Below are 23,214 nucleotides of genomic sequence, written 5' to 3' on the forward strand. Positions count from 1 at the left end.
AACTTTACTCTTCACACATACTGTCCAGCACAAAAGCCACTCGCCCACGCCCATTGGAAATTATAACCACCAAGCCATCCCGTTACGTCGAGTACCTCACCTACAAAGTAAAGTCCGTTTTGTTTTTGTGATTCAAAGGTTTTAGAGGAGACTTCGTTGGTGTTTACGCCACCAAGGGTCACTTCGGCAGTGCGATAACCTTCTGTGCCATTAGGCGCAATGTTAAAATTGACCAGATACTGAAACAAGCTGTCGATCTGCTCGTTAGAGGTTTGCGCACTGCGTTCAGTCAACCAAGGAAATTCTACTTTAATCAGTTCCACCAATCGCTTTGACAATAAGTTTGACAGGAAGCCTTCATAGCTTTTTTTCGGAGTGCTTTGCCGAACCTCAAGTAGCTCGTCTAACGATAAAGTTGGGGCGATATTAATCGTAAGCGCTTCGCCCGGTTGCCAAAAATTGGTTATTTGTAAAATAGATGGACCGCTAACGCCGCGGTGAGTAAATAGCATTGGCTCCTGGAAGGTAACCCCACTTGCTGTGGCGGCTATTTCACAAGCAATACCTGATAGCTCAGCCAATTGCATTTTTCGGTTTGGCTGTATTGTAATTGGTACCAAACTAGCACGAGTAGGTAAAATTTCGTGTCCAACTTGTTTGGCAATGTCGTAACCAAAGCCAGTTGCCCCCATGGTTGGAATCGACAACCCACCCGTGGCAACCACTAGGGATTTGCATGTAAAACTCCCTTGGTTAGTTTTGACAACGGTCTGTCCGTCTTGAAAATCAATATTATAAATTTTGGTGTTTAATTTTAATTCGGCACCAGACCATTCAAGCTCTGTCAGCAATATTTCCAGTAAATCTTTGGCAGAATGTTCGCAAAATAATTGACCGGGAGCTTTTTCAACATAATCCAGTCCGTGACGATCCACCAAATCCACAAAGTCTTGCGAAGAAAATCGTCGGAGTGCGGAAATGCAAAAATGAGGGTTGTCCGATAAGAAATGTTTCGGAGCAGCGTCCATGTTAGTAAAGTTACAACGACCTCCACCCGACATGAGAATTTTCTTACCTGCTTTATTTGCGTGATCCAACACCACCACTTTTTTACCTCGGTAGCCTGCTGTCGCTGCGCACATCAAACCCGAAGCACCCGCACCAATCACTACCACATCCACGTTATCCACAACCGACCTCACCTCTTTCTGATGGCTGCATTATAGTGGCTAGCTGATTTATTACCATCGAATAAGGCGAGTTTTGTATCAATTTCAAGCAAAATAACAATGACAGAATCTTGTCCACAGAAACCGTTAAGAAGGTTGTGGGAATCACGTTTTTTTCCTTTAAATACAACGAACTAAATAAAATCAAACATTATTTATCAAATTTCCAAAAAACTTTTCATAGCCCATATCCAAAAATTTTTTAATAAATTGCAAACAATTTTTGAAAAAAAGCACTATACAAATAAACTGTTCAGATATACAGTACTGTATAAATAAACAGTAAATATTTTTTAAAGGATGTGAATATGATTAAGCTATTAAGCCCTTCTCGCAATATTCATAAAATTGCATTATTGGTTATTATCGCTCTGGCCATTTACGCTCCTGCTAAAGACCTTATTAAGTTTGCAGAAGCACAACTTGCAAAAGAAAGCATCCAGATTGTTGATGCTTCTTTTGGTACCAACATGCCTTGGCAAGAAGCCACTTCCTCTTATGTCAAAGTGAACCAAAATGCACAAACAAGCTTAGCTCGGTCACAAATTATTTATACAAAGCTGCGCTTTACCAATCCAACAGCGGAAACACAGACCTATCGAAAAATTTGGTTAAACTTCTCACACGCCAATGGTGATCAGGAGTACACCACAGATTACACGTTATACAACACTGAAACGCGTCAGAGACTGATCGGTCAATCAATACAATTAGGACCAAATAGCACGATAGATGTTGTGGCTGCTTATCGCTTTATTCCAAGTTACAAAAATGCATCACCAGTTAGTATGAGCGTTTCTTGGGAGGGGCAAAACCTTCTAAGAGACAAAGCATGCGAGTACAGCTTACACAATGCAGCTGGCAGTACCTTTCAATATCAATGTGGACTATGACACTGATTCTTTGTGAAGATTAAATAAATGCGCGACCCAAGTCATTGATAATCGTTTTCATTTCTAATACTATGTTTACACAAAACAATATTGGAGCCATAGAAAATGAAACGATTGTTAACCCCTGTCGCCATTTGCATCACTGGTGCGATGCTTGCAGCTTGTAGTTCATCAACTGTTAAAAATGAATCCAGCGAAGTAACCGCTGATTCAGTCGTTGTTCATTATGCCGATATTGCAGAAGCGGTATACAGTGACTCACTTACAACAGCACAAACACTTCGATCTTCAATCGACGCCTTGTTAAACAATCCTACTGAACAAACTTTAAAAGCAGCTCGTACTGCTTGGATTGCTGCTCGTGTTCCTTATCAGCAAAGCGAAGTATATCGTTTTGGTAATGCGATCGTTGACGATTGGGAAGGTAAAGTAAATGCGTGGCCATTAGATGAAGGTTTAATTGATTACGTTTCAAAAGATTCATATGGTTCAGAGTCTGACCTTAACCCACTGTATGCAGCCAATGTTATTTCCTCAAAAAGCTTGATGATCGGCGGACAAAAGGTCGACACTTCCGAGATCACTCCGGAACTGATTGCTGAAAGCCTTCAAGAAGCCGATGGCGTAGAAGCGAATGTGGCAAGTGGTTACCACGCCATTGAATTTTTATTATGGGGCCAAGATCTACATGGAACCAACCCAGGAGCGGGTGAACGACCAGCCACGGATTTTGACCTAAATAACTGCACAAACGGCAACTGTGACCGTCGTCGCGACTATTTGGTTGCCGCTACAGATTTGTTAATTTCTGACTTGGAAGAAATGGCAAATAACTGGAAAGTGGGCGGTGATGCTCGTGTCGCTCTTCTTGAGCAATCACCAGAAGAAGGGCTATCGACCATTCTTACCGGTATGGGCAGCTTAGCCTACGGGGAATTAGGTGGAGAAAGAACAAAACTTGGTCTCATGCTTCATGATCCAGAGGAAGAACATGACTGTTTTTCTGACAATACTCACTGGTCTCATTATTATGACGCCAAAGGCATTAAAAACGTATATTTAGGTGAATACCATCGCGTTGATGGCAGCTGGTTAAAAGGCGCATCTTTGTCAAAATTGGTTGCAACACAAAACCCTGAGCTTGATTCAGAAATGCAGCAAAAGCTAAACAACACAGAAGCCGCCGCTCAGGCAATGGTTGATGCTGCTAGCCAAGGCCAAACGTTTGATGTTCTTATTGCTATGAACAACACGAAAGGCAACCAGCTTATCCAAACATTTGTTGATTCCTTGGTTGATGAAACACGCACTACAGAATCTATTATTCATCAGCTAGACCTGCAAGGTATCGCACTTGAAGGCTCTGATAGTTTAGATAACCCAAGTGCCGTATTTGAATAAGCTCAATCGTTAAATAATAATTACATAAATGAGCAGCAAGGAAGTCAGTGTCATTTAGTCAGTTAATGGTATTTGTCTACTTATGACAGAAAATTTGAGAAATGGTTTTTTTTTCGTAGCTGGCGTTTTCGCCAGCTTTTTTTGTTTTCAGAATACAGTCTTCGCCAGTGATTTTTCGACACCACTTAGCAATCTATCTAACAACGAAAAATTTGAGTTTTATATTGGTGAAAATGTTTTCAAAAAATTTTGGGTTCCATCTCCCTCTTCAACTACTGCCAGTGATGGATTAGGCCCGCTATTTAATACCCGCTCTTGTAATAACTGCCACATCAACAACGGGCGAGGCCATGCGCCAGAAGCCAATATAAATGGCATTAGCGTTCCCTCTTTTCTGATTCGTTTAGGGAAGTCGTACCCAAATCAAAATACGCCTTCCAACCATGTTTATCCCCATATTGGCGATAAAACATATGGCCATCAGTTTCAAAGCCAAAGCACAACGGGTATTTCACCAGAAGGCGATTACTATCTGACCTATCAAACACATACTGAAGTGTTAAGCGACGGAACCAAGATAGAATTGCGCAAACCCCAACTTCACTGGCGCACTTTGCATTATGGTAACTTTGAAGAAAGTACCGGATTTACCATGCTTACTTCGCCAGTTCTCGTTGGTATGGGACTGTTAGACAGCATTCCAGATAAATCAATCCTGGCGAATGCCGATCCCAATGACAGCAACAATGATGGCATTAGTGGACGTGTAAATTGGTTAGACGAAGAACAAACCGTTATTGGACGATTCGGCTATAAAGCGTCTGTTGAAACGGTGGATCAGCAGAACCAATCCGCATTTCATACAGATCTTGGCTTGTCCACTCCTCTTAACCCAACCGCTTCGGGGGACTGCACTTCACGCCAACGTGATTGTTTAAATAGCCCGAATGGTAATAGTCCGCACTTAGATAATTTAGAAGTTGATGAACAACAAATGAGATTGGTCAATCTATTTGTGTCATTATCATCGCCACCAGCCATGCGGAATCTTAAGACGACAGCATTTCTGGAAGGCAAACGCGTGTTCGATGCGGCTGGCTGCGCTGGATGTCATACACCAAAAATGAAAACGGGAAATGACTCCCCTTTGAAGGCATTAAATAACCGTACATTTTATCCCTTTACCGATCTACTTTTGCACGATATGGGGCCTGAACTCGCCAGTGGCTTCCCCAGTTTTTCGGCTTCACCCAGTGAGTGGAGAACCGCCCCATTGTGGGGATTAGGGTTATCGGAACAGATCTCTGGTCGCTCAGGCTTTTTGCACGATGGCCGAGCAAGAAACATAGAAGAAGCCATTTTATGGCATGGCGGCGAGGCAACCTCAAGTCAACGACATTTCAAAGCATTAACACGCGAGAACAGACAAAAACTCATCTTTTTTTTGGAGTCACTTTAAATGAAATATGCACCTAAACTGATGGCTTTGGCAATTAGCGCCACGGCCCCTTTATTTGCTTCTGCCGGCCAATGGGCTGGCCCTCTTGATGGTATGGTGAATAATGTTGTTAAGCAGGGTTACGAATCATACTCTGAGTCCTCTAAAACATTACAGCAAAGCACGCATGCGCTTTGCTCTGCCCCTTCCGAAAAAACACTAAAATCGGCACAAGATGCTTTCCAAGCAAACGCCTTAGACTGGCAACAAGTGCAATGGTTAAACTTTGGTCCTGTCACCTATTTCATGCGCTATTACGCATTTGAATACTGGCCTGATAAAAAAGGCGTGACTCAACGACAGTTAAGAGCATTAGTTCAAGGTGATCCTGCCGTCATGGAAGCCAAAAAGTTTTGGACTTCTGCCAGTATTGCAGTTCGAGGACTAACCGCCATCGAAAGCCTACTTTACCACCCAGACTTTGAGCCAGTGCATTCTGCAGACCATTGTCACCTTTTAGAAAAAGTCACCGCGCACCACCTTGAAAGCGCTAATGCTGTATCAGAGCAATGGAAACAAGGAACCGCCCAAGATTGGGTCTTTGATGAAGAAGGTACTGGTTTTGATCCAGAGGAAGTCGCATTAGAGCTATTTTTGCAGCAGTGGATAGAACACATGTCCGCGGTAAAAGACTCCAAATTAGAAACACCGATTGGTTACAATAGTCGAGAAAACTTAAAGCTTGCTGAATTTTATCGAAGCGATTTATCACTTCGATCCATTCAAAAGAACCTTCAAACTTACCGACGAATGTATCATGCAGGTTCGCCATCCCTGTATGACATAGCAAAACAAAACAATCCAGAATTGGCTACGCAGTTTGATGAGCAATTGTCACAGAATATAAAGTTGGCATTGCAATTACCAAGCGATTTTTTCCACACAAACTACACGCAAGAAAATAGGATTACCTTAGCAAAGCCTTTGGTTAAATCCATTTCGAACAGCCAATCCTACTTGGCCAGCATGGTCACCCAACTTGGCTTCCAAATTGGATTCAACAGCAGAGATGGGGACTAATCATGCTATCAAGACGGTCTTTTCTCACGCTAACCGGCGCAGCACTCACTGTGCCATCGTGGGCATCGATAACACTGCAAAAAAACGGCACTCAACTCTATGCTTCTGCGTATTCGACTAACAAACAAGAACACTACTTTGGTTTATTTGATGAAACTGGCAGCGTGATCTGGAATACCCAACTTCCAGCTCGTGCGCATGCCCCCGTTGTGCACCCTAGTCAAAGTATTGTAGGAATAGTCGCAAGACGACCTGGTTTCTTTATGGACTTTTTTGACGTTTCAACACATCAAACAATCTTGCGTATAGAACCCGCGAAGGACCATCATTTTTATGGGCACGCTGTGTTTACCGACACAGGTGATCGGCTTATCACTCAAGAAAACCACTACCCTTCAGGGCAGGGTAAAATCTTCATTCGCGAATGGCCTAGCGGAAAAATACTGCATTCTTTTAGCAGCAATGGTATTGGCCCTCACGAATCGGTTTTGTTCAATAAAAATACATTGATTATTGCCAACGGTGGCCTAAAGACTCACCCCAACGAAGATCGAAAAATTTTAAACTTGGACACAATGAAACCTAACGTGACGTACTTAGATATAAATGACGGGAGGGTCTTACATCAAGCGGCTAACAGCGAAGACTTACATCAATTAAGTATTCGTCACCTTGATGTTAATCAACAGGGCATCGTAGCTCTTGGTTTTCAATATCAAGGTGAAATATGGGATCAAGTACCCCTTGTTGCGTTATCTCGTTATGGACAAAATGAGTTGGAATATCTTCCAATTCCTGAACAAGTGAGAGTGCGCTTTAAACAATATTGCGGCAGTGTTTGCTTTGATAAATCAGGAGAAATCCTTGCTATCAGCACACCAAAAGGAGGCTTGGTTGCATACTGGCATGTCAATTCAAAGACCTTTATAGGCGTTGAAAACTGTCGTGATGTGTGTGGAGTAGTTGCAACGACTGAGTCGCATGAGTTTTTACTTACCAGTGGCACAGGTACTCAACTTAGAAGCAACCCTGTGCAAAACACAACCACCACGATCAAAAATCAAACAAATCTACACTGGGATAACCATTTGCGACAAATAACCACGTGAATTTTTCAACTAAATGAAAATCCCTGAATTCAAGTCCGAAGTGCGACACTTTCACTTCAAGCAACTAAGCACATTTCTTTAAACACTACGGCTGGTTGCTTGAACCCTAAACACTTCCTTGGACGATTATTTATTCGTCTCATTGCGAAGTGTATTCTCTCTTCTGTAACACGTCTTAAATCGGTACCTTTGGGCACATATTGCCTTAGGAGTCCGTTGCTATTTTCGTTTGCTCCACGTTCCCAAGAACTGTATGGATGAGCAAAATACACTGTCGTTTCTAATGCTTCGGCTATCTCAGCGTGATACGCGAACTCTCGACCATTATCTGCTGTGATCGTGTGAACATGATCTTTAAAAGGCAGCAATAGCTCTATGGTTGCTTGAGTCACATCTTTGGCTGATTTCGAATCCACTTTCTTTATAAGGTAAAAACGTGTCTTTCTTTCTAGCAAGGTGACAATTGAGCCTGAGCCGTGCTTACCTAAAACAGTGTCTATCTCCCAGTCTCCAAAGCGCTTTTTGGTATCAACAATCACAGGCCGATCATCAATGGATACCTTATTCTTGATCACTTCAGCTTTTGTTCTCTGGCCTTTCCGGTAGCGTTTTCTTCCTTGCCTCAAATGGCGGTAAAGTGTCCCTTTGTTTCTTTTGTCATCATGGATATATTGGTAAATCCATTGATGACTGACGGGAACACCGCAGTTTTTGAGTACGTTAGAGACTTGCTCAGGACTCCAGTCGATTTCAATTAAAATACGAATAAAATCAATTGTCTTTGATGATATGCGATATTTTGCCGCTGTCTTCCGCCTTATCAAACAGGCTCTTTGGGCTTTGTCAGGGCAATATTCTGTTACTTTTTTATTCCGCTTTAACTCACGGTAAATCGTAGCTCTATGACAATTCAGGATGAGTGCAATATTTGCCACTGATATTTCTTGCCCTAAAAGAGCGGAAATCTGGTATCTTTTGCCTTCGGTCAACTGCTGATAATTCATGTTGGTACTGCTTTATCTGTGGTAAGAAGAAGTGTATCAACTTCAGCAGTTGGCTTCTTCTACACCTGATTTGCAGTGTCGCACTTATTATCTGAATTTAGGATCTAACGTAGTCAACCTAAAGCTTTTTAGGTAATGTTTATTACGAGCCGCAAATAACTGCGGCTTCTTTTTTCTTATAATGAAGTTAATTGATGTTTATTGATTTCCTTAAAAAATATTTTTTTGTAGATTCTCATTCTTCGTTTGGAGAAGACGAAAAGACATTTCAACAAAGCGCCTTACGAATATTACTCGCGCTTACCATCAGTATTTTTGCCATATCAGAGCTGCATTCTCTGCTTACACAGAGTGATCTTGTTCTGCTTGGCGCCAATAGCGTTTACCTTGTCTTGTTAGTGGGCTTGTTAGCATTAAGCCACCGCCATACAAAAGTTTCTGCCGTCTTGTTTCTTACCGCTCTTGTTACAACCAGTTTTCTGCTACTCACCCTGAGCAATGAACCGTACGCAGAAAAGTACGCACTGGTTTCTTTGTATTCATTGCCACTGATTACTCGTCTGTTATTCAGCTTTAAAGCATCGCTAGCGGCCATGGCCATTAACATCTTTCCATTTTGTCTGATGGCAATAAATAGCTCCGACTTTGGTCAAATAGACACGTCCTCTTTTTACTTTCAGCTACTGACCTTTGTGACGTTAAACATAGGGCTACCGCTGGCGGTCTCCAGAATCATTCAGACACTCGAAAACAACGCCTCTCACATGAAGCTACTGTATAAGAAGCTCAACAATAACTACGCCATGTATGAAGAGTTTTTTGAAAACACAGGCACACCAACGTTATTGTGTGATCAGCGTGGCAAAATTTTAAAGGCCAACCAATTGGCACGTGACTTATTGACCGATTCTGGGCAGCACAATTTTACAGACAGCAGAATCGTAGATTGGCTTACTCCCGCCAACGATACGAAAGGCTTATTTTGGCAATCTAACTTAGCGGAATGCACATTAAAACAGCGAGCAGAGGTACACATACAAATTCGTAGAGTCGCTCTTAATCAACATGGCCATTATGCGCTTCACCTACAAAACAACACGCAATTACACGCCATCCAGCAAGAGCTCGAAAGCACACAAGAAACCAATAATCGACTCGCACGCTTAGATCTTTTGACCCTTTTGCCAAATCATAGGCACTTTTGTTGTCAGATAAACCAACGTATAGCAGAGCAAGATCAGCACTTAACGGGCGCAATGTTTATTATTCGCATCAGTCAGTTCAAATTGCTTAATAAGCAATACGGAAAAGACAGCGCCAACAAAGTGATTCTAAATTTTTCGAAAACACTCCAGAAGAAACTTTCTGAACAAGCCATTATTGGCCGTTTACGCGGGGTTAAATTTGCCTGTTTCGTACCATTGGGTCAGACTTACCTAATCCAGAAAAATTTATCGACGCTTATTCGCTCTGTACTTCCTAGCCAAGTAACCGTAGATGGCAGTCGATTAAACATGGATTATCAGGTCGGCATCGCCTACTACCATACCGATGGGAAATCGGCCGAAGAACTGCTTGAACACTGTGAAATGGCATTAGAGTATTCAACCAGCACTGACCGTTTTTCATACTACAATCATAGCCTTGAAAATAAACTTATCGAAGAACATAAGTTAGGGCTAAAACTCAGCTCAGCCATTAAAAATAAAGAGATCAAGATTTGGCTTCAGCCTCAGGTGTCACCCAATGGCCAAATTTGCTCTTTCGAAGCGTTAGCAAGATGGCAAAATAATGGCACATTTGTTCCTCCTACCAGTTTTATTAAAATCGCAGAAAAACTCGGCTTACTGCCTCTATTGGCTGAAAACTTAGTAAGAGAGCTTGTGGCAACGCTCACAGTCTGGCACGAAGAGCATATCTACACCCCAATTGCCTTTAATTTAGCCGGCCAAGAATTGATGAATGACGGTTTCTTTGCATTATTAATGTCGCTAATTGCTGACAATCCATGGCTAGCAAGCATGCTTGAGTTAGAAATCACAGAAACAAGCCCTGTAATGACTCACCCACTGATACACAAACGCTTAAGAAGCTTGTCTCAATATGGTTACTCTATTGCCATTGACGATTTTGGTACCGGTCAAGCCTCCCTCGGGCAGTTAATCGACATTCCAGCTAACATCCTAAAAATTGATCGTCGCTTTGTGTCCCCTCTACCGGAAGACCAACGACATATAGACATAGTAAAATCCACGATACAGTTAGCCGACTCTCTTGGCATGAAAGTCATCGCAGAAGGCATCGAAACCAAAGAACAAGCCAACCTTCTTACTGCTTTAGGCTGCCAAACACTGCAAGGCTATTATTTTGGTAAACCTTCCCCACTTACCGACTGGACTGCAAAAGACAATGCGAAAGCCAAAGATCTGCGCATGGTGTATTAGTTTTTGGTTAAGACAATCACACGCTATAAAAAAACACCTCAAAAATCAGACATAAAAAAGCCAGAGTTCATTATGAACTCTGGCTTTTTTAAGCAATCATTCTAAAAGGGCTAGATTAGAACGCCATGTTCATAGCGACTGAGATTACATTTGCAGACGATTTGTAATCAGCATCCAAAGTACCGCGCCCAGCATCCTCTTCGCCCGATGCAGTGAAATCACGATCTACCGATACGTCATCAATCATCACATGAGTAAACGCGAATGTCGCTGATGTCATGTCATTAAAGTCATAAGTCCCACCAATAGATATCCACTTACGATCGCCATCAGGCGTTCGCGCAGAGCGGTATTCATCCGTAACAGGGGAATTGTCCATTGCCACACCCGTGCGTAATGTTAGCTTGTCTGAATAAGCGTAGGTTAAGCCCGCAGAATACATCCACTGATCTTCAAAGCCGAAAGTAAGTTTAGAGTTTGGCTGATCGCTATCAAAGTCAATATTAATGCCATCCATTGACCCCCAGCCCGTTCTTATTGCAGTAAGACCTAGAGTCACTTTGTTACTTAAATCATGCTCAACACTCAAAGTTAACACCGATGGAAAGGTGATAGAGTCAGTTACATCTGCATTAACCAATTGGTAACCTGCACCTAAGGCACTAAGACCACCGTTAACACCCGCAACATCGGTGTATTTGACATCGCCTTCGAAATCAAACTCCACTTCACTACGGTAACCCGCACCAAGACGAGTCCCTTTAACGGGTTCAAACATTACACCAAGACTGAAACCAAACCCTGTAGCATCAGCTTCAATACGGCCAATACCCTCGCTTCCTGATCGACCAACAGCTGATTCCAACACTACCTCAGCACTGTGTAACTGAACACTGGCACCAGCTGACAACTTATCAGATACTCGATGAGCCAAAGCAAAACTCAAAGCGATATCTTGAATACCTGTCTCTGTCGCATGGAAACGACCCGCCCACTCTTGACCATAGTCACCAGATAAGCCAAAAGGGACATTTAAAGCAATACCAGCCACCGTTTTATCGGAAAGTGGTTTAGCAAAATACAATGACGGCACTAAAGTATCATCAACAGAATCTTGCGTTGCCCCATCGCTGGTGATATCGACTGGACCTGTCAGACCAAAAGCAGGAACAGTAGGTGTCGCATCACTAGCAGAATTAACCGTCACATCCATACTCGGCATAACATAAGCACCCGATACATAGACGGTCGTTTCTTTCGCATTCACAAATAAAGCAGGGTTCCAAAAACTCGCTGAGATGTCTTCGTTTGATGCGGCTACGCCCGCTAACGCTTTACCAGACGCGGTCGCACTGTGGTCATTTAAAGCAAATCCTGCGGAGAACGCAGAAGACGCCGCCGCCACGGAAACCGTGACAAGGCTTACTTTAAATAAGGATTTTGAAGGTGTGGTCATAATAGGCTCCATTGTTATTTTTATTGGGACTTATGTTTTTTTATACGTTATATCAATTATACGCCTCAAGTATAGAAGCACATAACCTGATATTACCAGTAAGTATGTCTTACGCAATACCATATTTGTAAATCATTGCATCAAAATAAAAAAGGATGAACACCTCCACAACGAGATGTTCATCCTAAAATGATGGCAACGCAAACCACCGGTTTACTCACCCATCAAAACGCCATTTAATGACTGCCCTACTATATGTAGCCAAATAACCTTGGCAAATACAGCGCTAAAGGCGACCAATAGGTTGTTACCAACATCACTGGTAAAGCCGCAAAAAACATAAAAAACAAAGCCGGTTTCATAACCTGACTCATCCCCACCCGACCAACGACTCAACAAAATACACCAAGCGGGAGGCCATGCCACCTGCCCGCATTAGGTACCGCGTCATAACAAATAACGGTAACACTAACAAAATAATAGAGTTAACTGACCAAAAACCAGTTTTCATCAAAGATGATGACATCAACTTATTAAACCTTGGCAAGCTCCCTCTTCTTTTGATTCGCTGTTTCATTACTTAATGAAAGAATCCAATACTTTTAGGAAGCATTGTTTTGATCATGGGAAGTTGGATGATTTTGCGGACTCTGCGCAGTCATGCACATTACCATCATCACTTACATGAACATGAGACAGAGGAAATCAAACAGCGCGTTGAACATAAACTTGCAACTAACCTGCAGGTCCCTATTTTCGGCCTGACAGGAGAGCTTATTCCATTTCCAACTGCTGCGACAGTGCTTGTAATCTGATCGCGACCCGTGCGCCCTATCTTTCAGGCACACTGCTCTGTGTGGTGACTAGCGCCAGCGTACTATTTTTTTAATGCGTCTTTGACTTGCTCTGCTGGTGCTTCGATCAAGGCTTTTTTACGCTTTGGTCGAAGCTCGCTAAGCAGCAGTCCAATCACTACCAAGACGCCCCCTAGTAATGCCATCGCAGGTAAGCGTTCTCCCGCTATGCGGCCGATGATACCGGCCCAAACAGGCTCACCCGCATAAATAATGGCAGCGGTAGAGGAATCCACACTGCGTTGTGCCCAGTTCATGGTGAGCTGAATACAAGCGCTGGCCAAACTTAATCCACCAATAATGCCCACTAACGCCCACGAGAACTCCGGAAGTTCTCTTTCCCCGACGATTGGCATGCTGATAAAGGCAAACACAGCAGCAAAGAACAATTGTAGAATCGTGACGTTTTTAAGGTTCACGCTGGGTGCAAAGTGACTAATTAAAATAATCTCAATCGCTAGTGCGATGGTGCTCAGCGCCGTAATAATGTGACCAAAGTTCATAGATTGAGAGCTTGAACCACCGCCGGATAACATCACTAATCCCATAAAGGCCACCAACGCACCGATACACGTCATGTAATGGGGGACTTTTTTGAACACCAGAAACAAGATAAATGGCACCAAAGGAACATACAGAGCCGTAATAAAAGCGGATTCGCTACTTGTTATGTATTGCATCCCCACGGTTTGAGAGCCATACCCCGCTGTGATAGAGAGCCCAATGGCTATTGCAGCAATCAGATCAGCTTTTGTCGTACGTTTTAACGACTGATAGGACAACAGCCCAATCGCCAAAGCGGCTACGAGAAACCGGCACGCCACAAAAAACATGGGAGAGCTCAAAGTCAGGCCAAATTTCACCACCACAAATGTCCCACCCCAGACCACTGTCACCATAAGCAAAGCGGTTTTAGGGCCTATCCAACGTGCCAACAATGGCAATACTGTGTTTTGAAACATAGCTGTTAACTCTTATTGATTTGTGTAATATAGTGCACAAATTAACACTCATTAACGGATTGTGCAATATACTGCACACGCAATTTATGGAGTTTGCTTTGTCCAACTCACACCCTACCGAAGCCCCCGCTGTATTGGAGTTCGTGGCTGAAAATGTAAAGCGCCTTCGCAGCGAGCGCCATTTGACCCAACAACAACTGGCCGACCAATCCGAGGTCAGCCGCAGAATGGTGGCTTCTATTGAAAATGGTCAAGCCAACATCAGCCTCGCAAAATTAAACCAACTGGCAGTAGTGCTTGGCGTGACGTTCTCTGAAATTGTTCGTCCTGCTATCGACAACACGACTCAGCCAGAACAGATTTTGACTTGGAAAGGTGCGAAAGCTGGCAGCGAAGCCTATTTGGGTTGCTCAGTCATCTCACAAAATGAAGTGGAATTATGGTCTTGGAAACTCGCAGCAGGCGACTTTTACCAAGCAGAGCCAGACCCACAAGGCTTCTATGAAATGCTTTACATCATCGAAGGTGTTTTGCATCTAGAGCTTAGCGATCAAACCCATGTTCTTCAGGCGGGTCAATCCATCAGCTACCCGAGTGACCAATGCTATCGCTATGTTAATCAACAAACGTCCCCTGCTCGCTTTATCCGTAATGCGATAGTCGTTCGCTAGTCAGTACTGTACTCGTTGGTCATAGTGTATCGCTCCGATTCAACCCCTACTTTTGCTTTAGGCATGGCCACTAGTGAGATGGAATGGACTACGCCAACCAATCTCAGCATCTTATATTGTATTAAAAACGAGTTAACCAATCGAATCGCTCAATTATATAATTTACGTTTTGCTCAGAAACACTTAACAATTGAAACTTTGGTTGGGTAAATAGACATTAATCGCCACTAGTTCCTCATCCTCTGCCCGAGGCCTAGCCAGACAGCCAACAAATTCAATAACGCCCTCAAGAAATTTCGTAATTGAAGCAATCGCTCAAAAAACCAATCATTCATAGGAACAAAAATAACAACAATCAGGAGATCTGATATGAGTGAGTTTTTTAAGAACGTGCCGCAAATAACGTACGAAGGCGCAAATTCAACTAACCCTTTTGCTTTCAAACATTACGATGCGAATAAGGTGCTAATGGGCAAAACCATGGCAGAGCATTTGAGAATGGCGGCCTGTTATTGGCACAATTTCTGTTGGCAAGGAAGCGATGTCTTTGGGGCAAATACCTTTGATCGACCTTGGTACAAAGCGGCATCCGAAATGGATGCAGCGAAGCTAAAAGCCGATGCGGCGTTTGAGTTCTTCACAAAATTGGGCATTTCTTATTACAGCTTTCACGACATTGATGTCAGCCCAGAAGGCCGTTCGTTAAAAGAATACATTAACAACTTCGCAGAAATGGTTGATGTCCTTCAAGCTAAGCAAGAAGCTACTGGCGTGAAGCTTTTATGGGGAACGGCAAATGCCTTTTCCAACCCAAGATACATGTCTGGCGCCGCTTCCAATCCTAACCCTGAAATTTTTGCCTACGCGGCGACTCAGGTGTTTCATGCGATGAATGCAACCAAAGCATTAGGCGGTCAAAACTATGTTCTATGGGGCGGTCGTGAAGGTTATGAAACCTTACTAAATACCGATTTGAAACGTGAACGCGCCCAACTTGGTCGCTTTATGCAAATGGTGGTTGAACATAAATACAAAATCGGCTTCAAAGGCACCTTATTGATCGAACCAAAACCGGCTGAGCCAACCAAACATCAGTACGATTACGATACCGCGACGGTGTACGGTTTCTTAAAAGAGTTTGGTCTTGAAAAAGAGATCAAGGTCAACATCGAAGCCAACCACGCCACATTAGCGGGTCACAGTTTCCATCATGAAATCGCCACGGCATGCTCTTTGGGTCTTCTCGGTTCTGTCGACGCCAACCAAGGTGACGCGCAACTCGGTTGGGACACAGACCAATTTCCAACCAGTGTTGAAGAATATACTTTAGTTACCTATGAGATTCTGAAAAACGGCGGTTTCCAAAACGGCGGCTACATGTTCGACACCAAGCTACGTCGTCAATCGATGGATTTGGAAGATTTATTCCACGGTCACATTGGCGCCATGGACACTTTGGCGTTGTCATTAGAACGGGCGGTGAAAATGATCGAAGATGAAAAACTGGCGAAGTTTGTTGATCAGCGTTATGCGAAATGGAACGACTCTTTGGGTGCGGATATTTTGGCTGGTAAGCATACACTGCAAGATCTTGCTGAATATGCAGAGAAAAACAATATTGACCCTCAACCTGTTTCTGGTCGTCAAGAGATGCTAGAAAATATAGTGAACGGTTTTATCTATAAATAACACCTAAACAGTCAGTACAAAATAAAAAACACAGGCCAGTGACACTGACCTGTGTTTTTTTATGTTTGATCTTATCGTCTCATTTATTTTTCAAACGCATTAAGCGTCTTTACCAAGCCGCGACGACACTCTGTATTCCCCTGGCGTCATGCCTAAGTTTTTCCGCGATACCGTGTACATGTATTGTACGGAAGGGTAACCACAAGTGCGGGCGATTTCGTCAAATGGGAGATTGGTCGAGGTGATCAATTCGCACGCTCGATAAAACTTGGTCATGTGCAATTGCTCATGCATGGAGCAGCCGATTTCGTCGATAAAGCGAGTTTCTAGGTTGGTTCTGGAAATGCCTATGTAATCCACCACTTGCGCGACTTTCACACCTCGACAGGCGTTATGACGTATAAAATGCATGGCTTGAATCACATAAGGATCACGCAACGCTCGATAGTCAGACGACTGCCTTTCTTCTACACCAATCGGATCGACCACCACCAACGAGTCTTCCACAGGGTAACCCAGCAACATGCGATGCAGCATCTTCGCGGCTTCATAGCCCATTTGCTTGCAGCCCTGTTCGACAGAAGACAGCGCGGTGCGATTTAAATAGCGCGCCATGTTTTCATTGTCGATCCCGACAATGGCAACCTGTTCCGGCACCATAATGTTCAAATGGTCACAGGCTTGCAGTAAGTGACGCGCTCGGGAATCCGTCACCGCGACAATGCCAATCGGCTTAGGTAGCCCTTGCAGCCACGTTTCTAGATCGTGTTGCGCTGTTTCCCAAAGCTCTGCAGTGGTAAACAAGCCTTGGTGAACATGGGGTTCAAAACCATCAGAACCCACTTGCTCGATAAATGCGTGTTCGCGCTCGCTCGCCCAACGACTGTAGTCTGTGCTTGGCACACCATAAAACGCGAACTGCGGCAGACCTTTGCGCTTTAAATGCTCATACGCGCATTTCACTAACGCCGCGTTGTCTGTGGCAACGTAAGGCAAACGGGGATAGTCACTTTTATGATGATAAGAACCACCAACGGCGACGGTCGGAATGTCGGTATTTCTTAACAGTGCTTCTACTTCAGGGTTATCAAAGTCGGCAATAATGCCGTCGCCCTTCCAATGGTTTAAACCATCCAAACGATGGCGAAAGTCATCTTCAAAGTACACATCCCAATCACATTGAGCGGCTTGCAGATATTCGCCAATACCTTCAATGACTTGTCGGTCGTAGACTTTATTGGCATTGAACACAAGGTTAAGGCGGTAGCGTTTTTCAAACATACAAAGGCATCTCTAATTTTTATTTTTACAATCAGAATCATAACCTCAGAAGGTTCAGCCGTCCTAGGGAATAGCAAAAATCAGAAACAAATTAATAAAAATCGTAATTTTGAATACACAGACCATCGGGAAGGGAAAGGGGGAGGAAAAAAACACCGTGGTAAAACAGTGAAAAAGCGGTACAAGGCGGTACCGCTTTTCGTGATTAAAGACCTTTTAGTCTTTGGTATAAATCATGAAAACGCTCTCGTTTTTTCGCATAACGCGCCGAGTTCTCTAGGTTTGGCTGATACCGTTTGATCAAGGTAGGCTTCACACAAATTTCGTTCAACGCCTGCTGACCTTGATGACCCAACGCGGCCAACCGTGCGGCACCTAATGCAGGGCCAACCTCTCCGCCTTCGCGGTAATCCATCGGAACAGCAAATACATCCGCCAGCAATTGCAACCAATAGGTACTTTTTGCACCACCGCCAATCACATCAATACTGTCATGAATATTCTGAGCCGAGCGCACGGCGTCTAAGCCATCGAGCAAGGCAAAGGTCACGCCTTCTAACACCGCATGAACCAGATCCGCTGGCGTAGTTTCATGGGTCATCCCCCAAAAAACCCCCTTTGCATTGGCATCATTATGAGGGGTTCGTTCTCCGCTTAAATAAGGTAAAAACGTCACGTTACTCGCATGATCAACACGGTTTTCGGCGGACAATAACGCGGCTTCCACACTGTTAAATTGCGTCAATTTAGTAACCCAATCAATGCAGCTCGCCGCACTTAACATCACCGACATGGTGTGCCATGTATTTGTAATCGCATGGCCAAAACTGTGCAACGCAACCGCAGGATTCGCTGTAAAACCATCGCTTACCGAGAAAATCACGCCAGACGTACCAAGCGACAACATGGTTTCTTCCGGTTTGATAATCCCCATGCCAACCGCGCCTGCAGCGTTATCACCACCGCCCGCCGCCACAGACACAGCCGACATAGACCAACGTTTCGCTAAGGCCTCGTTGATCGTGCCCGTGATTTCTGACCCTTCATACACCTTTGGCATTTGTTGTTCATTTAGACCTGTTGCTTGCAACATGGTGTCGCTCCAAGCTCGTTGTTCCATGTTCAACCAAAGCGTGCCTGAGGCATCCGAGACATCCGTCGCAAAATCGCCGGTCATTCGAAATCGCAGATAATCTTTTGGCAGCAACACTTTATCAATTTGCGCAAAAACATCTGGCTCGTGTTGTTTCACCCACAATAATTTCGGAGCGGTAAAACCTGGCATGACCAAGTTCCCCGTGATGGATTGCACTTCTGGACAACGCCTTTGCAGCAACAAACATTCTTCATAGGAACGGCCGTCGTTCCAAAGAATCGCCGGACGCAACACCTCGCCCAGCTTTCCTAGCAAGGTCGCGCCATGCATTTGCCCTGATAAGCCAATGGCTTTCACCTCTTGGAGGTTATTTTCTGCAGCCAGTTGTAACATGGCCAAATCCGTTGCTTGCCACCAGTCTTCTGGGTTTTGCTCAGACCAGAGATCAAAAGGACGCGACACCGAAAGAGGTGACGAACAGCTCGCTACGACATGTCCCTCTTTCGCCATAAGAATGACTTTTACGCCTGAGGTGCCGAGATCTATACCGATATACATACATTACCTATCCATAAATTCGCTATGATGAAAGACCGTCTTACTGCGCTTTTTTGGTCTTAACGTCCAACCAAACCGCGAGCAATAAAATCATGCCTTTGACGATCAATTGCCAAAACGTCGGCACGTCCAACATACTCATACCATTGTCCAAACTCGCCATGATCAGTGCGCCCATAATGGCACCGAATACCGCACCGACACCGCCAGCCAAACTGGTTCCGCCGATCACACAAGCGGCGATTGCATCCAACTCAGCCATGTTACCAGCTGCTGGCGAACCCGCGCCAAGACGAGAGGTTAGAATCAAAGCGGCGACCGCCACCATCATGCCGTTAAAACCAAACACCAACATTTTGGTACGCTCAACGTTGACGCCAGACATGCGAGTCGCCTCGATGTTGCCACCAATCGCGTACACTCGACGACCAAATGAGGTGCGTTTTGCCACGTAAGTGGCGATAAGAATTAGCCCGCCCATGATTAAAATTGGCGTTGGAATACCACGATAGCTTTCCAAGATGAACAACAAGCCCATCAACACAGACACCGCAATCGTGGCTTTGGCGTATTCAAATTTCGCCGATTGATTTTCCACACCGTGCTTTTGTCTTGCTTGACGACGAGTATAAACACGCGCGACCAGACCAAGGCACAATAACGCCACGACACTAATGCCCCAACCGGAAGGTATGTAACTTTGCCCAACAATGGCAAGTGAACTGGACGTTGGAGCGACGGTCGCACCATCTGTTAACCCCACCAAGATGCCACGGAACGCTAACATTCCAGCCAAGGTCACAATAAACGACGGCACTTTTTGATACGCAACCCACCAGCCGTTAAACAAGCCCAAGACTAAGCCAGACACCACGGTGATTAAGATTGTGAATAAAATGGGAAAGTGAAACCAAACATCCAAAATCGCCGCAATGCCACCCAATAACCCCATCATGGAACCAACAGACAAATCGATTTCGGCGCTGATAATCACGAACACCATACCAATTGCCAACACACCCACAATGGCCGTTTGACGTATTAAGTTAGAAATATTTCGCGGTGACACAAAGGCACCGTCCGTCGCAAATGAAAAGAAGACGACGATCAACAACATGGCCGCCAACATAGCAAACAGTTGTAATTGACTGGTTTTTATTGTTTTAAACATTCGCTGTATCCTCTTTGATCGCGCAATTCATTATCATTTCTTGAGTCAAACCTTGGTGGTCAAATTGACCTTTTAGTCGTCCTTCGTGCATCACCAATACTCGGTCACTGATCCCTATGACTTCGGACAATTCAGACGACACCATGATGATCGACATACCTTGTTTGACGAGCGTAAACATCAGTTTATAAATTTCGTATTTGGCGCCCACATCAATGCCACGAGTCGGCTCGTCTAGTATCAAAATTTTGGGATGCGTTAATAAACATTTGGCGATGATGGCTTTTTGCTGATTACCACCACTCAAATTTTTAATAGACAGTTCAGACGACGCCGTTTTTACTTTCAGTTGCGCAATATAATTATCGATGTCTTGGCTTTCTTGATCTTCATTGATCGCACCAAACCATGACGAATATTGACTTAAAACCGAAAGGGTGATGTTTCGTCCAACGCTCATAATAGGAACGATGCCGTGACGCTTTCGGTCTTCTGGCACCATGGCAATACCGGCTTCTAACGCTGTGCGCTGAGAACGAATTGCTAACGACTCGCCATGCAACTCAATCTCTGCTTCGTAGTTACCATCGTAAGAACCATACAAACATTGCATCAGCTCTGTTCGACCAGAACCGATCAACCCTGCGATGCCAAGAATTTCACCTTGCCGTAATTCAAAACTTACGTCTTCTACTTGAGCACGCGAGGCACCGGCTTGTTTCGCCGTCGCGTGATTCACTTTCAGTATGACGTCGCCAATATCGTGCTCTTCCCGTGGGAAAAGCTCGTCTAATTCGCGTCCGACCATCATGCTGATAATGTCATTTTGCGTCAGATTCTCAGCGGATCGCGTGTCGATATGGTCGCCATCACGAATCACTGTGACCCAATTGGATAAGGCCAGCACTTCTTCCAATTTATGAGAAATATAAATGCAAGCGATGCCCTGTTGTTTCAGCTCGCTCACAATGTTCAATAGGATCTCGATTTCTGTGGTGGTCAGAGAAGACGTTGGTTCATCCAGAATCAATAACTTCACGTTTTTGTTTAACGCTTTGGCAATCTCGACCAATTGCTGCTGACCCACACCAAGATCTCTGATAGGCGTATCGGGCAATACATCCAGTTTGACCCGTGCCAAAAGTTCCGAAGTACGACGATGCATTTCTTCGTCATTGAGTCGTGCAAACGAGCCAAGTTCGTTGCCAAGAAAGATATTTTCTAAGACGGTCAATTCTTTAACGAGTGCCAATTCCTGATGGATAATGACAATCCCTAGCGCTTCGGTATCTCGAATGCTGGATGCCTTGACGAGATTCCCTTCAAAATAGATTTCGCCTTCATAAGAACCAAAAGGCCAAACGCCGCTGAGTACCTTCATCAATGTGGATTTGCCAGAACCATTCTCGCCACAGATAGACAAGGCTTCACCAGGATCAAGCTGGATACTCACGCCATTTAATGCACGGACACCGGAGAAACTTTTTATAATCCCACGCATGTCCAATAATGGTTGCTTCATATTTACACCTTTATGAAAAGCAAATGGCACTCTTTCGAGTGCCATTAATAGGAATGAACTAAGGATTGTAAACAGCGTTACGCGTGTGGTAACCGTCAGCAATAACGGTGGAATCTAGGTTATCTTTAGTGACAGCGATTGGCGTTAACAATAAAGCATCTACATCTTTCTTGCCGTTATTAACGTGGCCTGTAACCTGGATTTTTTCCCCACGAGCCAGTTTAACCGCCATTTCAGCACTGGCTGTTGCCAGTTTAGAAATCGGTTTGTACACCGTCATGGTTTGAGTACCAGCGACAATACGGCGCATGGCAGCGAGATCCGCGTCTTGACCAGAGATAACCACTTTTCCACTCAAACCTTGAGCTGCTAATGCTTGAATCGCACCGCCCGCGGTGGAATCGTTGGACGCCACAACCGCATCGATTTTATTGGCGTTGGCGGTTAGACCATTTTCCATAATGTTCAATGCCGCTTCAGCAGACCAACCCATTGCCCATTGATCGCCAACAATCTGAATTTGTTTCGCATCAATAGCTGGTTGAATCACGTTCATTTGCCCTTGACGGAACATTTTCGCGTTGTTGTCAGTTGGAGACCCACCCATTAAGAAGTAGTTTCCTCTTGGCTTACGCTTAAGCAAAGCTTCGGCTTGCATCTCACCCACTCGGATGTTGTCAAAAGACACATACAGGTCGATGTCAGCAAATTTGATCAATCGGTCATACGCCAAGACTTTGATACCTTCCGCTTTCGCTTCCGCCAACACATTACCTAGCACTTCGCCGTTTTCAGGCACGATAACCAACACATCTACGCCACGCGAGATCATGTTTTCGATTTGGGAGATTTGAGTAGTGACGTCACCATTTGCAGATTGAGTATAGACTTTTGCGCCCATGGCTTCTGCTGCGGAAGTGAATATATCTCGGTCTTTCTGCCAGCGTTCTAAACGCAAGTCAGACATTAACAAACCGATCTTTTCACCAGCGGCCAAAACAGGTAGTGAGGTCGCTGCGCAAAGGGTGGCAAGTAAACTCATAGATACGATTTTTTTCATCTTGTCATTCCTTGTTATTTTTATTAAGTGAACGAGCTCCTGTATGGAGTCAGTAGAATGTAAAATGATGACTCAAGAAGCGGTATTACCTTTTTTTGTTTGCGTGTAGCGTTTTTTATAAAAAAAACATTATGGATATTTTTTTCATTATCAGGCATCTATTGTTGCTCATCTCTTAGGAATATGAGATAGATTCCCCAACGACATTCTTGAAATAATATTGATAAACAGGGGTAGCCAAAACAAAATTTATTGACATGTTTGTAGTATCTTTAGTTGACTAACAAAAAACATGT

Annotated in this window: 19 protein-coding genes; 8 read left to right on the forward strand and 11 right to left on the reverse strand. The window is 44.1% G+C overall.

The genetic code is table 11. From position 1 onward, the window contains the following. Positions 1–11: 11 nt before the first annotated feature. Positions 12–1,190: a BaiN/RdsA family NAD(P)/FAD-dependent oxidoreductase gene (locus tag AABA11_RS09145; RefSeq protein WP_338267222.1), complete on the reverse strand. Its 1,179-nt coding sequence runs from the start codon at positions 1,188–1,190 to the stop codon at positions 12–14. Positions 1,191–1,537: 347 nt separating this feature from the next. On the opposite strand from AABA11_RS09145, the gene AABA11_RS09150 reads away from it, so the two are divergent. From AABA11_RS09150 to AABA11_RS09170, 5 genes are all read left to right on the forward strand, one after another. Beyond that, positions 1,538–2,122: a hypothetical protein gene (locus tag AABA11_RS09150; protein ID WP_338267224.1), complete on the forward strand. Its 585-nt coding sequence runs from the start codon at positions 1,538–1,540 to the stop codon at positions 2,120–2,122. Between the two features lie 105 nt (positions 2,123–2,227). Next, entirely contained in the window at positions 2,228–3,523 is a 1,296-nt protein-coding gene (locus AABA11_RS09155; protein ID WP_338267225.1) for an imelysin family protein, read from the forward strand. An 82-nt stretch (positions 3,524–3,605) separates the two neighbouring features. After that, on the forward strand, positions 3,606–4,982 hold the full coding sequence (locus tag AABA11_RS09160) for a di-heme oxidoreductase family protein (protein WP_338267228.1): 1,377 nt from the start codon (positions 3,606–3,608) through the stop codon (positions 4,980–4,982). Further along, positions 4,983–6,041, forward strand: a complete 1,059-nt coding sequence (locus tag AABA11_RS09165) for an imelysin family protein (protein ID WP_338267230.1) — start codon at positions 4,983–4,985, stop codon at positions 6,039–6,041. A gap of 2 nt (positions 6,042–6,043) precedes the next feature. Then, positions 6,044–7,150: a DUF1513 domain-containing protein gene (locus tag AABA11_RS09170; protein WP_338267231.1), complete on the forward strand. Its 1,107-nt coding sequence runs from the start codon at positions 6,044–6,046 to the stop codon at positions 7,148–7,150. Positions 7,151–7,206: 56 nt separating this feature from the next. On the opposite strand, the gene AABA11_RS09175 is transcribed toward AABA11_RS09170, so the two are convergent. Beyond that, the gene (locus AABA11_RS09175) at positions 7,207–8,154 is read right to left on the reverse strand and encodes an IS30 family transposase (protein WP_114413812.1); all 948 of its coding nucleotides are present in this window, start codon (positions 8,152–8,154) and stop codon (positions 7,207–7,209) included. Between the two features lie 194 nt (positions 8,155–8,348). Between AABA11_RS09175 and AABA11_RS09180 the strand changes: the two genes are divergently transcribed. Next, positions 8,349–10,598, forward strand: a complete 2,250-nt coding sequence (locus AABA11_RS09180) for a GGDEF domain-containing phosphodiesterase (RefSeq protein WP_338267233.1) — start codon at positions 8,349–8,351, stop codon at positions 10,596–10,598. Positions 10,599–10,713: 115 nt separating this feature from the next. On the opposite strand, the gene AABA11_RS09185 is transcribed toward AABA11_RS09180, so the two are convergent. The 4 genes from AABA11_RS09185 to AABA11_RS09195 all read right to left on the reverse strand — a co-directional run bounded on the left by AABA11_RS09185 (position 10,714) and on the right by AABA11_RS09195 (position 13,870). After that, positions 10,714–12,054, reverse strand: a complete 1,341-nt coding sequence (locus AABA11_RS09185; protein ID WP_338267236.1) for an OmpP1/FadL family transporter — start codon at positions 12,052–12,054, stop codon at positions 10,714–10,716. 213 nt (positions 12,055–12,267) lie between these two features. Then, positions 12,268–12,480 (reverse strand): hypothetical protein, encoded by a 213-nt coding sequence (locus AABA11_RS09190; RefSeq protein ID WP_338267238.1) that lies wholly within the window; start codon positions 12,478–12,480, stop codon positions 12,268–12,270. After that, on the reverse strand, positions 12,425–12,631 hold the full coding sequence (locus AABA11_RS16685; RefSeq protein ID WP_420915693.1) for a TRAP transporter large permease subunit: 207 nt from the start codon (positions 12,629–12,631) through the stop codon (positions 12,425–12,427). Before AABA11_RS16685 ends, AABA11_RS09190 begins: the two co-directional genes overlap by 56 nt. 300 nt (positions 12,632–12,931) lie before the next feature. After that, complete coding sequence (locus tag AABA11_RS09195) at positions 12,932–13,870, reverse strand: DMT family transporter (protein ID WP_338267240.1); 939 nt, start codon at positions 13,868–13,870, stop codon at positions 12,932–12,934. Between the two features lie 98 nt (positions 13,871–13,968). Here AABA11_RS09195 and AABA11_RS09200 point away from each other — a divergent pair, with 98 nt between their 5' ends. Together AABA11_RS09200 and xylA are read left to right on the forward strand one after the other, a co-directional pair. Then, positions 13,969–14,541: a helix-turn-helix domain-containing protein gene (locus AABA11_RS09200; RefSeq protein ID WP_338267243.1), complete on the forward strand. Its 573-nt coding sequence runs from the start codon at positions 13,969–13,971 to the stop codon at positions 14,539–14,541. A gap of 369 nt (positions 14,542–14,910) precedes the next feature. Further along, on the forward strand, positions 14,911–16,230 hold the full coding sequence (gene xylA / locus AABA11_RS09205) for a xylose isomerase (RefSeq protein ID WP_265728025.1): 1,320 nt from the start codon (positions 14,911–14,913) through the stop codon (positions 16,228–16,230). A 99-nt stretch (positions 16,231–16,329) separates the two neighbouring features. Here the strand turns inward: xylA and AABA11_RS09210 are convergent, their stop codons facing one another. The 5 genes from AABA11_RS09210 to xylF form a co-directional block, all read right to left on the reverse strand. Next, on the reverse strand, positions 16,330–17,511 hold the full coding sequence (locus tag AABA11_RS09210; RefSeq protein WP_338267247.1) for a XylR family transcriptional regulator: 1,182 nt from the start codon (positions 17,509–17,511) through the stop codon (positions 16,330–16,332). Positions 17,512–17,716: 205 nt separating this feature from the next. Then, entirely contained in the window at positions 17,717–19,165 is a 1,449-nt protein-coding gene (gene xylB / locus AABA11_RS09215; protein WP_338267249.1) for a xylulokinase, read from the reverse strand. A gap of 40 nt (positions 19,166–19,205) precedes the next feature. Further along, the gene (locus AABA11_RS09220) at positions 19,206–20,336 is read right to left on the reverse strand and encodes a sugar ABC transporter permease (protein WP_338267252.1); all 1,131 of its coding nucleotides are present in this window, start codon (positions 20,334–20,336) and stop codon (positions 19,206–19,208) included. Continuing rightward, entirely contained in the window at positions 20,329–21,858 is a 1,530-nt protein-coding gene (locus AABA11_RS09225; RefSeq protein ID WP_338267256.1) for a xylose ABC transporter ATP-binding protein, read from the reverse strand. Before AABA11_RS09225 ends, AABA11_RS09220 begins: the two co-directional genes overlap by 8 nt. A 58-nt stretch (positions 21,859–21,916) precedes the next feature. Next, entirely contained in the window at positions 21,917–22,918 is a 1,002-nt protein-coding gene (gene xylF, locus AABA11_RS09230) for a D-xylose ABC transporter substrate-binding protein (RefSeq protein ID WP_114413200.1), read from the reverse strand. Between the last annotated feature and the right edge of the window lie 296 nt (positions 22,919–23,214).

Origin of the sequence: Marinomonas pontica, assembly GCF_036322735.1 — a bacterium.
GTDB lineage: Bacteria > Pseudomonadota > Gammaproteobacteria > Pseudomonadales > Marinomonadaceae > Marinomonas > Marinomonas pontica.